The sequence below is a fragment of the Anaerobium acetethylicum genome (genome assembly GCF_900096945.1).
Classification (GTDB): Bacteria; Bacillota; Clostridia; order Lachnospirales; family Lachnospiraceae; genus Anaerobium; species Anaerobium acetethylicum.
Window position 1 is genome coordinate 113,495 of sequence record NZ_FMKA01000003.1, and the last position, 14,129, is coordinate 127,623.

13 protein-coding genes are annotated in these 14,129 nt (G+C 46.5%); all 13 read right to left on the reverse strand.

Annotated features, from left to right (window positions below):
* Positions 1-22: 22 nt before the first annotated feature.
* The gene (gene purK / locus BJR36_RS04720; protein WP_091230836.1) at positions 23-1,150 is read right to left on the reverse strand and encodes a 5-(carboxyamino)imidazole ribonucleotide synthase; all 1,128 of its coding nucleotides are present in this window, start codon (positions 1,148-1,150) and stop codon (positions 23-25) included.
* 71 nt (positions 1,151-1,221) lie between these two features.
* The gene (locus BJR36_RS04725) at positions 1,222-3,276 is read right to left on the reverse strand and encodes an aminopeptidase (RefSeq protein ID WP_091231142.1); all 2,055 of its coding nucleotides are present in this window, start codon (positions 3,274-3,276) and stop codon (positions 1,222-1,224) included.
* A 213-nt stretch (positions 3,277-3,489) separates the two neighbouring features.
* Entirely contained in the window at positions 3,490-4,098 is a 609-nt protein-coding gene (locus BJR36_RS04730) for an HD domain-containing protein (RefSeq protein ID WP_091230839.1), read from the reverse strand.
* 18 nt (positions 4,099-4,116) lie between these two features.
* Complete coding sequence (locus BJR36_RS04735) at positions 4,117-4,431, reverse strand: DUF6142 family protein (RefSeq protein WP_091230841.1); 315 nt, start codon at positions 4,429-4,431, stop codon at positions 4,117-4,119.
* Positions 4,409-4,894 carry a VanZ family protein gene (locus BJR36_RS04740; RefSeq protein ID WP_091230844.1) on the reverse strand — a complete coding sequence of 162 codons (486 nt, stop codon included), beginning with the start codon at positions 4,892-4,894 and terminating at the stop codon, positions 4,409-4,411. The genes BJR36_RS04735 and BJR36_RS04740 overlap by 23 nt, the downstream gene beginning before the upstream one ends.
* A gap of 331 nt (positions 4,895-5,225) precedes the next feature.
* Positions 5,226-5,378 (reverse strand): hypothetical protein, encoded by a 153-nt coding sequence (locus BJR36_RS20210; protein WP_169823591.1) that lies wholly within the window; start codon positions 5,376-5,378, stop codon positions 5,226-5,228.
* Positions 5,379-5,401: 23 nt separating this feature from the next.
* Positions 5,402-6,076 carry an orotate phosphoribosyltransferase gene (pyrE, locus tag BJR36_RS04745; RefSeq protein WP_091231144.1) on the reverse strand — a complete coding sequence of 225 codons (675 nt, stop codon included), beginning with the start codon at positions 6,074-6,076 and terminating at the stop codon, positions 5,402-5,404.
* Between the two features lie 32 nt (positions 6,077-6,108).
* Positions 6,109-7,011 carry a dihydroorotate dehydrogenase gene (locus BJR36_RS04750; RefSeq protein WP_091230847.1) on the reverse strand — a complete coding sequence of 301 codons (903 nt, stop codon included), beginning with the start codon at positions 7,009-7,011 and terminating at the stop codon, positions 6,109-6,111.
* A complete protein-coding gene (locus BJR36_RS04755; RefSeq protein WP_091230849.1) occupies positions 7,011-7,778 on the reverse strand; it encodes a dihydroorotate dehydrogenase electron transfer subunit in 768 nt (255 codons plus the stop codon). The genes BJR36_RS04750 and BJR36_RS04755 overlap by 1 nt, the downstream gene beginning before the upstream one ends.
* Before the next feature lie 43 nt (positions 7,779-7,821).
* Entirely contained in the window at positions 7,822-8,751 is a 930-nt protein-coding gene (gene pyrF / locus BJR36_RS04760) for an orotidine-5'-phosphate decarboxylase (RefSeq protein ID WP_091230853.1), read from the reverse strand.
* Positions 8,741-10,033 carry a dihydroorotase gene (locus BJR36_RS04765; protein WP_091230856.1) on the reverse strand — a complete coding sequence of 431 codons (1,293 nt, stop codon included), beginning with the start codon at positions 10,031-10,033 and terminating at the stop codon, positions 8,741-8,743. The genes pyrF and BJR36_RS04765 overlap by 11 nt, the downstream gene beginning before the upstream one ends.
* Before the next feature lie 235 nt (positions 10,034-10,268).
* The gene (locus BJR36_RS04770; RefSeq protein WP_091230858.1) at positions 10,269-12,650 is read right to left on the reverse strand and encodes a ribonucleoside triphosphate reductase; all 2,382 of its coding nucleotides are present in this window, start codon (positions 12,648-12,650) and stop codon (positions 10,269-10,271) included.
* 205 nt (positions 12,651-12,855) lie between these two features.
* Complete coding sequence (gene hflX / locus BJR36_RS04775; protein WP_091230861.1) at positions 12,856-14,106, reverse strand: GTPase HflX; 1,251 nt, start codon at positions 14,104-14,106, stop codon at positions 12,856-12,858.
* Between the last annotated feature and the right edge of the window lie 23 nt (positions 14,107-14,129).

Here is a 14,129-nt window from a genome sequence, read left to right on the forward strand (position 1 = left end):
CGTTCTGATTTTCAAGGGTTCCCTAAAAACGGATGCACTCATACGCTCTGCGCACCTGTCTCAGTGCTTCCTCCGGGCTCTCTGCTGTCGCCGTTATATGGCCCATCTTTCTTCCCTTCGAAACCGTCTCCTTGCCGTAGATATGTATCTTTACGTTCGGAAATTTGTAAGCCTCTGCAATCCCCTGAAGATCTACGGTTCCGTTCCTGTCCCCGATCAGATTCTTCATTGCCGCAGGTCTGACCAGGTCCGGATTTCCAAGCGGAAGTCCAAGGATTGCCCTGATGTGCTGTTCATACTGTGAGGTATAGCACCCTTCTATGGTGTAATGGCCTGAGTTATGCGGTCTCGGCGCCAGCTCATTTACAAGCACCCTTCCGTCTTTTGTCACGAAAAGCTCGATGCATATCATTCCATATGCATCGGTAGCCTTTATGCAGTCTTTCGCAATCTCGAAGGCCTGCTGCCTGCTGCTTTCGCTTATGACTGCCGGTACCGTAGTCTCGTCCAGGATGCTGTTCCTGTGGACGTTTTCTGCAACCGGAAAAACAACTACTTCATCATTCGTACTTCTGCATGCCAGAATGGATACCTCTTTTTCGAATGGAACCCATTCCTCTGCCATAAGCGGGAGTTTTCCGCCTCCTAAAGCTTCATAAGCTATGCTGATTCCATCCGGATCCATAATGACTGCATTGCCTTTTCCATCATATCCGCCTGTACATGTCTTCAAAATAAGAGGATATCCGAATCTCTCGCAGGCTGCTTCAAGCTCCTCGTAGGAATCCGTCCTGACAAATGCCGGAACCGGGATGCCGGACTGGCTGAGCCACTCCTTCTGCACCGCCTTATTCTGTATTCTGGAAAGGGTCTCGCTCGACGGATAGACCTTGTGCCCTGCCTGCTCCAGATCCTGAAGGGCCCTGAGGCTTATATGTTCAAATTCATATGTCACAATGTCGACTTTTTCAGCCATTGCTAAAATGGCTTCCCTGTCGTCAAACCCTGCAACAATGTGTTCGTCTGCTATGCTGTGTGCCGGGCACTTCTCTGCCGGGTCAAGAATTACAAAATAATAATCAAGACGTTTGGCATCCAAAATCATCATTTTTCCCAGCTGGCCTCCGCCAATGATACCTATCTTTCTCATTTCTATCTCCTTATTAGTAGAATTACTAAATCATTCTTCATTTATAAGTAATTTTACTAGGTCTTGAAGCTCTAGTCAACCATATTTTTTAAAGGTTTGTTTAATTCTTCCGTACCTTCAAGCACAAAACGCCCGTCAAGGATGATCGTAATCCGTGTTCCGTCCGATTTTACCACGGAAATCTCCCCTAATTCGTTGTATGGAATGGTAATGTCTGTATGGCAGTTCACATAAGCCCTGCTTACATCCTCTTTCCTCAAGATCGAAACTTCATTGTCCTTCGCCACGATTTCCTTGCCGTCAGGGTTGCAGACTTTGTTTTCTTCTGCCCAGCTGTAGCAGGTATCTCCTACCGCAAAGTGAGGGCCCATCTTTTCAGCAATGAGGATCGGCATCTTGTCTGCAATCTGGTATTTTTCAGCCATCACATAGGCTGTGGTGTTTGTGCCGATGGCGAACTCGCCAAGGGGAAGGGTTTCATGGTGATAGAGGACATTTTCCCTGATATACTTCCTGTTTTCCTCTTCCGTATCGAAATTGCTGCATCCGTAATCCGAAACCATACCATCCTTGAAATCGACGAACAGATCCGTATATTTGAGTTCATTCAGATATACCTGGCTTACATGGAGCCTTCCCTCTGTTCCTTCCAGTTGTGGCGATGTGAACACTTCCCCTACAGGGATATTGACATCTGCCACGCAGTTTTCAAATTTCGTCTGCTTCTCTGGATCGTCAAGCTTATAAAGGCGGACCTTCAAATCAGTCTGATTGCTTCCCTTTCCGCGGATATGCACATAATCTCCCTGGTCCAGGGCATCGATGATCGTCTGCTGTATGTTCTCGTAAAGATTGTAGTCAAGTGTATTGATCTTGACGACCTCGTCAAAGATTTCCTTGAAATTTTCCCCGATTTCCGGAACCGGATAGGCGATTATCGTGAAGCTTCTCTCCTCGCCCTTGATATATTCATTCACGATCTGCCCTGCTTCACTGTCATAGTTTACCGATATCTTCTGCTGCTTTTCGCTTAATGTGTATGCTTCTTCCTTGTTTTTTGGTACAAACGGAGTCTCGCCGAAGATTTCCATGACTGCCGGTCCGGCAAATTTTCCTGCCAGATCCCTGTATTTTTCATAGGCTACCCTGAGGACCCCGAGCTTCCTCTCAGCAAACGCCTTGTCCAGATAGATGGCATTGTCTGCTTTGTGGTCATAGTCATACTGCTTATTGGCTGATGTGCCGCAGTATCCGATTTTGTAGTGCTGCTTCTTATTGATGGTGTTCACTGCCGCCCTGTATATTGTGGGCTTCAGACCCAGCTTTGCGAACTGAATCACTGCCGCCCTGACGATCCTTTCGAATCCCAGTGAATAGCGTATGTTTACGATTTCCTTCTTCGAAAAATCCTTGTTTCCTTTTACAAACCCGATCCTGTATCCTTCCGTGAACGTGAATGCCATTGCATCGATCTTTTCCTGGGGAAGGCTGTTTAAATGCTCTGCCGTCTTAAGCTCGTTTTCAGAAATGTATTCTCCGAAACGATACAGGTATCTCAGGTCATTCAGGTCTGCATGCATGATGATGTCCGTTGCAAATGAAAGGGTCGGGTCAAGCTGCTCCCGCACCCTGTACTCCACCGTCACATCACTGTAATCGCTGACGAACCAGTATATGGCCTTCTGGATCTCTTCAGCCGTATTCTCCTCCTCATATTCGAAAAGGTTATAGATTTCGATGAAGAGCTCGTTATGTATCACAATATCATGGAGCCTTCCTTCGCAGGCATACACGATCATTCCCCTTATCTCCGCATACAGGAAGGACAGGAGCTTTCCGTATTCCTTTCCCAGCATCTTTACTGCATAAGCCGGATTGGCATAGCTTGATTCGTAATTGTCTCCTATGATATCCTCATAGAGCCTGTCATTCTGCATGCGCAATGTTTCCATGTCCGGTGTCTCTGCATGGTTTCCATTTCCCTGGCTGACAGTTTCATTTACCATGATGATAAAGGATGCTGTCCTCCTGAAATAATCCCTATAGGGCTCCCTGACGTTTTCCTCTGTTATGATATCCTTAATTCTTTCAAGAGACAGGATATACCGTTCTTTCAATTCTTCCATGTCTTCTTCCTTTTCCTCGGCTTCAGCCTGCATATTCCATACTTTTATATCCTGATCTGTTCCTGCTGTTTCTCTGCTGTCCATCATCCTGTCCATCCTTTCCTGTTCCATCTCATTATCCGCGACGAACAAAGAGTCTGCCTTGGCAGACTCTCGCGCCGAGCGCGGCCGCTTTTGCGACATAATTCCCATCGCGCGAGTGCGACTCCCGGCTCAGTTGCCGGCCTGTCCGCCGTTTCCGGCTATGATGCTGCCCCGCGCCACGTTCTCGCTTATCATTCCCCTGCAGAACTCCCAGAGTTTTTCCGAGCCCTCAGATGTCCGCTCATTTCTTTTCAGGATCTGTTCTTCCCTTACCTCATGCTCGCGCCAGGCCCTGCCGCCGGTCGTATGGTTCAGAAGTATTGGCTGGACCCGGTCCAGGACTGCTGCGAATTTTGCCTCTCTGGTCTCTCCGGTTTCAAATTCTTCCCAGAGATCCATCATGCTGCATCTCTGATCTTCGGGCAGGATCCCAAAAATCCTTTCAGCCGCCTTCAGCTCCCGTTCCCTTTTTGTCTCATTTCCTGCATCGTCATATGCATAAGTGTCGCCTGCATCAATCTCTACGATATCGTGGATGAGCACCATGCTCATCACCTTTAAAACATCTATATCCTCATTGGAATATTCGCTCAGCAGCAGGCACATCAGTGCCAGATGCCATGAATGTTCCGTATCGTTTTCCTTCCTGCTCCCGTCGGTTATATAGCTCTGCCTTGTGATTTTCTTCAGCTTGTCAACCTCCAGTATGAACTCCATCTGATTTTTCAGTCTTTCCATTTGAAACCCACCTTTCTCCTACAATCCCGTACCGTAAATTGAAATCCAGAGAATCAGCAATATGCTGTTCATAATCGTTCCTATTTTCGAAAAAAGATAATATACTTCTCTTTCCTGAAAGCTCATGATTCCCAAAATGATTCCACCCACAGAAAGCAGCATGCCCATCAGGCCAAAAGCCCCAAGATATGAGCCTGCATTTCCTCTCTGTCTGTAGGACACATACACGAGTATGATAAATATCAGTATCGAGCACGTCCCTAGTATAGTTGATGCCATGCCTTTCACAGCATGGCTTTTGTCTGTAAATCTAACATTTCTTCTTTTTGCCATTATTTTTTCTCCTGTATTTGCTGCCGGCTATGAACAGGACGTATCCTAGGATTCCGCCTATCGTGTTCAGTATCATATCGTCAACATCAAAGCTCCCCACCCTGAGCACCAGCTGTATGCTTTCAATGATCAGGCTCAGCAGAAAGCTTAAGAATGCCATGGTGAATATATTTCTTCTCCTGACGCTGATCACAGGCATCATAAAACCGAAGGGCATGAATCCGATTATATTGCCCGCCAGATTTGCAACCACCGCAAAGGTTCCTAGCTTTTCCCTGTACACGATATATCTCCTGATCTCCTTAAAAGGTGTCAGGTTATAGCTATAGCCCCTGTCCGTGATTGTCCTTCCGAAGCCTTCTGAAAAAAACAAGAAATAAAACAGTGCAATTATATATACTACAAAAAGTATAAGGCTTAGAACCTTATAGGGCTTTGTTTTATTCTTTTGATTTTTTTTCAATTTTTCGTTTCTCCTAAATTTCTATGCAAGCCGTTTTTTTGCCATCAGAACGCAGAGCTCTTATCTCGTTACTGTTCACACGTTATCCAACGCGAGGTGTTTTTGTGAGTGTAGCGAAGCGAAAGTCACATAAAACCCGGGGATTGCAGCGCGAAATGGTGCATTTCAACCATTTCTGTGCATCGCGAAGCGTGTTACTGGTCACGGAGTGAACAGTAACCTTATCTCACAGGGAAAATGCTCCTATGAGATAAAAAAGCCACAAATGAATGTGACTTTTTCTCAGGTTCCATCTTTAAAAATTTTTCAGATCCGGGAATTCCTTATAATGTTAAAACAGCAGTTCTGATTTGCCTTTCAACAGCCTTGCCCCGTTTATAATTAGAATAACTCCTGCGACTACTCCGGTAGCCAAAACGATAATGCCGAGAGCTATGTTTCCTGCTCCAGCCCCTGCCATCACTTTATAAGTCTTTTCATTCATAAAAGTCCCTCCCTTGATACAGACTATTTTACACCGTACTGTTCATAGTAAGCATCGATTGCAGCCTTAAGACCGTCATCGATGATGATTTTTCCGTTATATGGCCTGTTATGTAAATGTTCAACAACCTCAGCCATGGTAACGATTGCGGTTGTCCTGAGTCCGTAATTTTCTTCGATTTCTGCAAGCGCGCTTTTTTCGCCCTGACCTCTTTCCATCCTGTCTACAGAGACCACAAGTCCTTCTACCGTGACATTTCCCTGAGCCTTGATGATCGGAAGGGTTTCCTGGATTGAAGTTCCCGCTGTAGTAACGTCTTCAATAATGATAACCTTGTCTCCGTCAGCAATCGGACTTCCCAAAAGGATTCCTGTATCGCCGTGGTCTTTGACTTCTTTTCTGTTTGAGCAGTATTTGATGTCTTTGCCGTAAAACTCGCTGATTGCCATGGTAGTCGCTACTGTCAGCGGAATTCCTTTGTAGGCTGGTCCGAATAAAACGTCGAAATCAAATCCGAATTTTCCTTCAATGGCTTTCGCATAGTATTCGCCTAATTTTCTGAGCTGTGCTCCGGTTCTGTAAAAACCTGTATTAACGAAGAAAGGGGTCTTTCTTCCGCTTTTCGTAACGAAATCTCCGAATTTCAAAACTCCGCAGTCAACCATAAATTCTATAAACTCTTTTTTGTACTGTTCCATTTCTACACCTGGCCTTTTCATTTTTTATTCTGTTACCTTACAGCTCCGATAAGCTCGTTGATATCTTTTACATTGTATTTTCTCATGTATTCCTCAATGCCGTTGACAATTTCTTCTGTAACGCCCGGGTTCACAAAGTTTGCTGTTCCCACTGAAATCGCTGTAGCTCCTGCAAGGATAAATTCGATTGCATCCTCGGCATTCATGATACCGCCCATTCCGATGATTGGAAGGCTGACCGCATTTGCTACCTGGTATACCATTCTTACTGCTACCGGCTTGATTGCAGGGCCGGACAGTCCGCCTGTCTTATTGGCAACTGCGAAAGCCCTTTTGTTGATGTCGATCTTCATTCCCGTAAGCGTGTTGATCAGAGAAAGGACGTCGGCTCCGCCTGCTTCGGCTGCCCTTGCCATTTCAGTGATATCCGTGACGTTTGGGCTGAGCTTCATTATAATAGGTTGTTTTGCACGTTTTTTTATTTCCTTTGTAATTGCTTCCAGGCATTTCGGATCCTGTCCGAATGCGATTCCGCCTTCCTTTACGTTCGGGCAGGAAACATTGATTTCCAGCAGGTCGACAGGCTGGTCTGCAAGCCTTTCCACAACCTCACAGTAATCTTCCGTTGTCTTTCCGCATACATTTACAATGATTTTCGTATCAAACTGCTTCAGAAAAGGGATATCCCTCTGCACGAAAACCTCGATGCCCGGGTTCTGCAGTCCGATTGCATTGATCATTCCGCCATAGGTTTCAGCAATCCTCGGAGTCGGGTTTCCTTCCCATGGGATATTCGCGACGCCTTTTGTGACGACTCCGCCTAATCTGCTGAGGTTCACGAATTCGCTGTATTCCTCGCCGGATCCGAATGTTCCGGAGGCTGTAGTGACAGGGTTCTTGAGTTCGACACCTGCCAGATTTATTCTGGTATTCATTATATCTCTACCTCCTCAGCCAAAAATACAGGACCGTCCTTGCAGATTCTCTTGTTATGAACATTCGTATGGCTGTCTGTCTCCTTGGATTTGCATACGCATGCAAGGCATGCTCCTATTCCGCAGGCCATCTTCTCTTCCAGGGAAAGCCAGGTCTCTATGTCCTTTTCTGCCGCGTATTCCTTGATTGCCCTGAGCATAGGGGTCGGTCCGCAGGCATATATGATATCTGCCTCCAGGGCATTTTCCCTGATGGCATCCAGTACATTTCCTTTTGTTCCACAGCTTCCGTCTTCAGTAGCTATATAGATGTTTCCGTGTTCAGCAAGCTCGTCCTGGAGAAAAAGCTCGTCCTTATATCCGAGAATGATATTCTTTTCACAGTCAAGCTCTTTTGCAAGCGCAAGCATAGGCGGAATACCGATTCCGCCGCCGATCAGGAATGCTTTCCTTTCCTTGAGCGGGAACCCATTTCCCAGCGGGCCCAGTATTTCAATCTGCGAACCTGTATTCATTTTCGAAAATTCTTCTGTTCCTTGTCCGACTACGCGGTATACGATCCTCAGGGCGCTGTCAGCCGTATCGATTTCACAGATGCTGATCGGTCTTGGAAGCAGACGGCTTCCCTCCCTGCAGTATACGGAAATGAACTGGCCAGCCTTGGCTTCTGCAGCTATCCTGTCTGTCTTCAGCCACATGCTGAAGACCCCTGTTGCTATCTCTTCCTGCGCAATTACAATGGCAGTCTCTTTAAATTTGTCTTTCATCTTTTTCTCCTACTATCCAGGTAAATAAACCGACCTGTTTCTACTACTTCGCTGATTTTAAAGCTCCGTCGATATCGGAAATCATATCGATAACTGCCTGCCTTGACGCCTCTGCGAAATTTTCAGCTCCGAATTTTGCGTACTGTTCCATCTTGTATGCTGCAATGATTCCTCTTGAAGAATTGACAATTGCGCCCAGGCCGTCTTCATTGAAATAATGAACAAGATCTGCGCCTTTTCCGCCCTGCGCTCCGTAGCCTGGAACAAGGATGAATGTCTTCGGCATGAGCTTTCTCAATGTCTTTCCCATTTCCGGATAGGTTGCTCCAACAACTGCACCTACGTAGCTGTAGCTGTCGCCCATATGGGTTGCCCCCCATTCAGCCACTTTTTCTCCAACATGTTCGTAAAGAGGCCTTCCATCAATAAGCCTGTCCTGGAATTCCCCGCTTGAAGGATTTGAAGTCTTCACCAGAACGAAAAGGCCCTTGTTCTCTTCTTTACATACCTTTATGAAAGGATTGACGCTGTCTGATCCCATGTAAGGGTTGATTGTAGCAAAGTCTTCGTTGAATCCTGAAAGCACGTTTGATCCTACTTTCACTTTTCCCAGATGCCCGATCGCATAGGCTTCCGAAGTGGATCCAATGTCCCCTCTTTTGATGTCGCCGATGATTACGAGGTCTTTTGACCTTGCATAATCAAGCGTTCTTTTATATGCCTGCATGCCTTCAACACCGAAGGTTTCATACATGGCTATCTGCGGTTTTACAGCAGGGATGAGATTGTAAGTTGCATCGATAATTTCCTTATTAAAAAGCCAGAGGGCTTCGGCTGCCCCTTCAAGGGTTTCTCCGAATTCTGCAAATGCCTTTTTCTGAATGTGTTCCGGAACGAAGTCAAGTGTAGGATCAAGGCCTACCACTATAGGTGCGTTTGTTTTCTGGATTTTGCTGACCAATTTATTTATCATGTTCTTCCTCCTGCATATATATGATTTTTCCGTTTGCAATTGTTGCAGTCACACTGCCTTTTACAGTCCAGCCATTGAATGGCGTGTTCTTTCCTTTTGATGCGAATTTTTCAACATCGATCTGATATACTTCATTCGGATCTATAATTACGATATCCGCTATTTTTCCCGGTTCCAGGCTTCCCCTGTCGATTCCGAGAATCTTTGCGGGATTATAGCTCATCTTTTCTGCCATCTGCATCGGCGTCAGATAGCCCTTATCCACAAGTACCGTCATTGTGAGTGCCACTGCTGTCTCAAGTCCTACAATTCCAAAAGGAGCCTTTTCCATTGGAAGCATCTTTTCTTCCTTCGAGTGAGGAGCATGGTCTGTCGCGATCACATCCATGATGCCATCCCTTAAGCCTTCTTTTAAAGCCTCAACGTCTTCCTTTGTACGGAGCGGCGGATTCATTTTATAATTCGCATCCTTTTCCCTGATGTCGTCCACTGTCATTGCAAAATGGTGGGGGCATACTTCCGCTGTGACAGGAAGTCCTGCTTCCTTTGCAAACCTCACCAGGCTGACGCTGTCTTTTGTGGAACAGTGGCAGATATGAAGCTGCACTCCTGTTTCCTTTGCCAGAAGAATATCCCTTGCCACGATTACGTCTTCGACAGCATTGCTGATTCCCGGAAGGTCTAATTCCTCTGATTTTACTCCCGCATTGATTACGCCGCCGCCGACCATATTCTGATCCTCGCAGTGGGCAAATACAGGTATGTTCTTCTTTTTGGCAATCTTCATGGCTTCCTTGTAGAGGCCTGCATCCATTACCGATTTTCCATCCTCACTGATGGCGCATGCGCCTGCATCAACCATCTCTTCAATGTCCGCAAGTTCTGCTCCCATCTGGCCTTTCGTAACCGCCCCTATCTGCAGAACGTTTACCTCACCGAGCTGTTTTGCCTTGTTCGTCACAAACCTGACCCTGTCTGCATTGTCGATTACCGGCTTTGTATTGGGCATTGGGCAGATTGTGGTAAATCCTCCTCTTGCCGCCGCCTTCATTCCTGTTTCGATTGTCTCCTTATGCTCCAGCCCCGGCTCGCGCAGATGTACATGAAGGTCAATCAGCCCCGGCATTACATAACATCCTGATGCATCAATGATCTTGTCTGCCTTGTCCTCGATGCCGGTTTCCACCTTTTCGATTTTTCTATTGTTAATCAACAGATCATACATTCCATCCAGCTTCGTAGCGGGATCTATTATTCTTCCGTTCTTAATCAGTATTTTCATAGCCTTATTCCTTTCCCGATTATTCCTTCAAACTCACGGCAGGGCAAATGCATTCCATTATTGCAGCCTTTTCAGGCTTAACATCCCGCTTTTTCCCATTCACCCTCAAAATATCATACTAATTCTAACATAATAATTTCCCTGTATCAACCAACAAATAAAGAGTTTGCCAAGCCGGACAAAAGGAACTGCCGGATCAAATCCGGCAGTTCCTTTCATGGTTTCCTGCTTTTTATCAGACCATCACTGCTGTCTGATTGCTGGCTTCTGCATATTTTTTTATATTAGATGCATTTACATATTTTTGCAGTTCTCCCTCTTCAATGACGACGAGGGTCGGAGCCTGCATGATACCGAATTTTGCGGCCATTTCCGCATTCTCCTCTGCATCGATTGTCAGATATTCTTCATTTGAGAGATATTCCTTCGCAATCCTGCAGTTTGGACATGTCTTTGTTGTAAACAGATATTTGGCCGGCGCCGCTTCCACTTTCACGTCGTCCTTTGAAACAGTCACGCAATTTACGCTTGCCTTCTTCAGTACCGAATTGTCAACATCATACAATGTTCTGTTCTTGTATTCCTGTGTCTTTCCTTCATTCCAGTTCTGCACCGGTCTGTAGTAGCCAGTGATTCGACTGTAGACTTCGGCTTTTGCACCGCATTCAGGACACTCAAAATGTTCGCCGTTCAGATATCCGTGCTCCTTGCAGATGGAGTATGTCGGTGACATCGTATAATATGGGAGCTTATAGTTCTCCGAAATCTTCCTTACCAGTTTTGCAGCTGCTGCCCAGTCAGGAAGCTTCTCGCCCAGGAACGCATGGAATACTGTACCTGAAGTATAGAGCGTCTGGAGTTCATCCTGTATGTCGAGGGCATCGAAAATATCTGCCGTGTATTCAACAGGAAGATGGGAGCTGTTGGTGTAATACGGGGTGTCCCCTTCCCTGCCGGCAGTCCTGATGTCCGGCCAGCGTTTCCTGTCATGTTTTGCAAGTCTGTATGTGGTAGATTCTGCCGGTGTCGCTTCGAGGTTATACAGGTCTCCGAACTCTTCCTGGTAGTCCGCAAGCCTTTCCCTCATATGGTTCAGGACTTCTTTGGTGAATTCCTGTGTCTTCTCATCAGTAAGATCCGCATTCAGCCAGCATGCATTCAGGCCGACTTCATTCATTCCAATCAGGCCGATTGTGGAGAAATGATTCTGAAATCCTCCCAGATACCTTTTTGTGTATGGATAAAGCCCCTCGTTCAGAAGTTTCGTGATTACGGTCCTCTTGATCTTCAGGGATCTTGCGGATATATCCATCATCCTGTCGAGCCTCTTGTAGAATTCTTCCTTTGTCTTTGACTGGTAAGCAATCCTTGGCATGTTGATCGTAACAACGCCTACTGAACCTGTGCTTTCCCCTGATCCGAAGAACCCGCCTGTCTTTTTGCGCAGTTCCCTCAGGTCAAGCCTCAGCCTGCAGCACATGCTCCGCACATCGCTCGGCTCCATGTCGCTGTTGATATAGTTTGAAAAATAAGGCGTTCCGTATTTTGCAGTCATTTCAAACAGCAGCCTGTTGTTTTCAGTATCTGACCAGTCGAAATCCTTTGTAATGGAGTAGGTCGGTATCGGGTACTGGAATCCCCTGCCGTTTGCATCGCCTTCAATCATGATCTGGATGAAGGCCTTGTTTACCATATCCATTTCCTTCTTGCAGTCCTTGTATTTGAAGTCCATTTCCCTGCCGCCTACGATTGCATTTAATTCTGCAAGGTCATTCGGCACTGTCCAGTCAAGAGTGATGTTTGAAAAGGGAGCCTGCGTGCCCCATCTGCTTGGCGTATTCACGCCGTATATGAATGACTGGATGCACTGTTTCACTTCCCTGTAGTCAAGATTGTCAGCTTTGACAAATGGCGCCAGGTAGGTGTCGAATGAGGAAAACGCCTGTGCGCCGGCCCATTCGTTCTGCATAATTCCAAGGAAATTGACCATCTGGTTGCACAAAGTCGAAAGGTGGCTTGCAGGAGAAGAAGTGATTTTTCCCGGAATGCCTCCAAGACCTTCCTTGATCAGCTGCTTCAGGGACCATCCTGCGCAATAGCCTGTCAGCATAGACAGGTCATGAAGGTGGATATCCGCATTTCTGTGGGCCTCCGCGATTTCCTGGTCATATATTTCAGAAAGCCAGTAATTTGCCGTTACTGCACCTGAATTGCTTAAGATAAGGCCGCCGACCGAATAAGTAACGGTTGAATTTTCCTTGACGCGCCAGTCCTCCACCTTGACATAGCTGTTTACGATATCCTTGTAATCCAGGATCGTAGCATGCATGTTACGGACCTTTTCCCTCTGCTTGCGGTAAAGGATATAGGCTTTCGCCACATCCGTATACCCTGTCTGTTCCAGAACCTTCTCCACGCTGTCCTGTATATCCTCAACGCTTATTTTGGAATCTGCGATCTTCATCTGAAAATCTGCCGTTACCCTTAATGCGATAAGATCGACAATCTCGTTGTTGTACTCCTTTTCGGTAGCTACAAATGCCTTTGTAATAGCTGCATTTATCTTCGCAAGATTAAATTCAGCAACCTCACCATCTCTTTTAACTACATTAAACATTTTTCTTTCCCCTTTCCAGCTGATCTTTTATCGTATATTCAAATGCTTTTATATCCCATATTGCAGAAAACGCCTGATATGTACCGCCGCCCGCTGTACTATAGAGTTTATCACTTTGGCAAGTGCAAGTCAACAGTATAACACTATATATGGGTGCTGTTTTTGTTCGTCGCACAATATATGGTATGTATCGGTTCCACTCTTCTTATTTTGTCACGTTCTCATAGATTTCCAATGGTACATATGCCTTCACGTAGATGCCTTCCGGGCGGTATTCCTCTTCCAGAAGTTCTCCATATTTCCTGATCAGCTGGATTCTTCCCGCATCGTTGTAGCCGTATACTTTTTCAATCAGGATCTTCTTCCCCCGCAGTATATCCTCCAGAATATCCTTGAGCTCATCAAGGCCAGTTCCTGTCTTTGCAGAAATCCTGAGGGTCCTGTCGGCCTTAAAATCTCTCAGTATCTGCTCATTCGTTACCTTATCGACTTTGTTGAACAGGGTTATGATCGTCTTCTCCCTGACGCCGAGCTTCTCGAGGGTTTCGTAAACGATATGCATCTGCTTCTCCATCTGTGGATTCGAGGCATCCACCACATGGATAATCATGTCGGCATATTTCGCCTCTTCAAGGGTGCTTCTGAAGGCCTCAATCAGATGATGGGGCAGCTTCCTTATGAACCCTACCGTATCCGTAAGGAGGATCTGCTGTTTGCTTGGCAGTTCGAGGGTTCTTGTCGTCGGGTCAAGGGTCGCGAAAAGCTTGTCCTCCTCCAGCACGCCTGCTGCCGTCAGACTGTTCAGGAGGGTTGATTTTCCAGCATTCGTATAGCCTACGATGGCCGCAACGGGCGTCTGGTTCTTGCTTCTCTGTCCCCTGGTTATCTCCCTGTGCCTCTTCACATCGTCCAGTTCCCTGTTGAGCTGGGCAATCCTGTCTTTTACAAGACGCCTGTCCATCTCCAGCTTTTTCTCACCAGGCCCCCTGGTTCCTATTCCGCCGCCGAGCCTCGAAAGGGAGCTTCGCAGGCCTACCAGCCTTCCCAGACGGTACTTCAGCTGCGCCAGTTCTACCTGTATCTTGCCCTCGTTTGTGGATGCCCTTGCCGCAAATATATCCAGGATTATGAGGGTCCTGTCCATCACCTTGATTCCCAGGGCATCTTCCAGATTCCTCAGCTGTACCGGCGAAAGCTCGTCATCGCACACGATTCCCGTAGCGCCGAGTTCGTCTGCCAGCAGCCTGATTTCTTCAATTTTTCCTTTTCCGACATAAGTGCCGGGATGTACGCTTTCACGGTTCTGAATCACCGTGCCGACTGTCACTGCGCCTGCTGTCTTAACAAGATCCTCCAGTTCTTCTACCGATTCCTCCGTGTCATCGTCATTCTGCGTGCTGACTCCTACCAGTATTACTTTTTCGAGTATATCTTTCATTTCAATTGTATCTGCCATATAAATCTCTCCTATCCTGCTGC

Bases quoted from the DNA above. Each gene is read 5' to 3' on its own strand.
- purK (WP_091230836.1), bottom strand. From the start codon at position 1,150: ATGAGAAAGATAGGTATCATTGGCGGAGGCCAGCTGGGAAAAATGATG.
- BJR36_RS04725 (WP_091231142.1), bottom strand. From the start codon at position 3,276: ATGGAAGAATTGAAAGAACGGTATATCCTGTCTCTTGAAAGAATTAAG.
- BJR36_RS04730 (WP_091230839.1), bottom strand. From the start codon at position 4,098: ATGGAAAGACTGAAAAATCAGATGGAGTTCATACTGGAGGTTGACAAG.
- BJR36_RS04735 (WP_091230841.1), bottom strand. From the start codon at position 4,431: ATGGCAAAAAGAAGAAATGTTAGATTTACAGACAAAAGCCATGCTGTG.
- BJR36_RS20210 (WP_169823591.1), bottom strand. From the start codon at position 5,378: ATGAATGAAAAGACTTATAAAGTGATGGCAGGGGCTGGAGCAGGAAAC.
- pyrE (WP_091231144.1), bottom strand. From the start codon at position 6,076: ATGGAACAGTACAAAAAAGAGTTTATAGAATTTATGGTTGACTGCGGA.
- BJR36_RS04750 (WP_091230847.1), bottom strand. From the start codon at position 7,011: ATGAATACCAGAATAAATCTGGCAGGTGTCGAACTCAAGAACCCTGTC.
- BJR36_RS04755 (WP_091230849.1), bottom strand. From the start codon at position 7,778: ATGAAAGACAAATTTAAAGAGACTGCCATTGTAATTGCGCAGGAAGAG.
- pyrF (WP_091230853.1), bottom strand. From the start codon at position 8,751: ATGATAAATAAATTGGTCAGCAAAATCCAGAAAACAAACGCACCTATA.
- BJR36_RS04765 (WP_091230856.1), bottom strand. From the start codon at position 10,033: ATGAAAATACTGATTAAGAACGGAAGAATAATAGATCCCGCTACGAAG.
- BJR36_RS04770 (WP_091230858.1), bottom strand. From the start codon at position 12,650: ATGTTTAATGTAGTTAAAAGAGATGGTGAGGTTGCTGAATTTAATCTT.
- hflX (WP_091230861.1), bottom strand. From the start codon at position 14,106: ATGGCAGATACAATTGAAATGAAAGATATACTCGAAAAAGTAATACTG.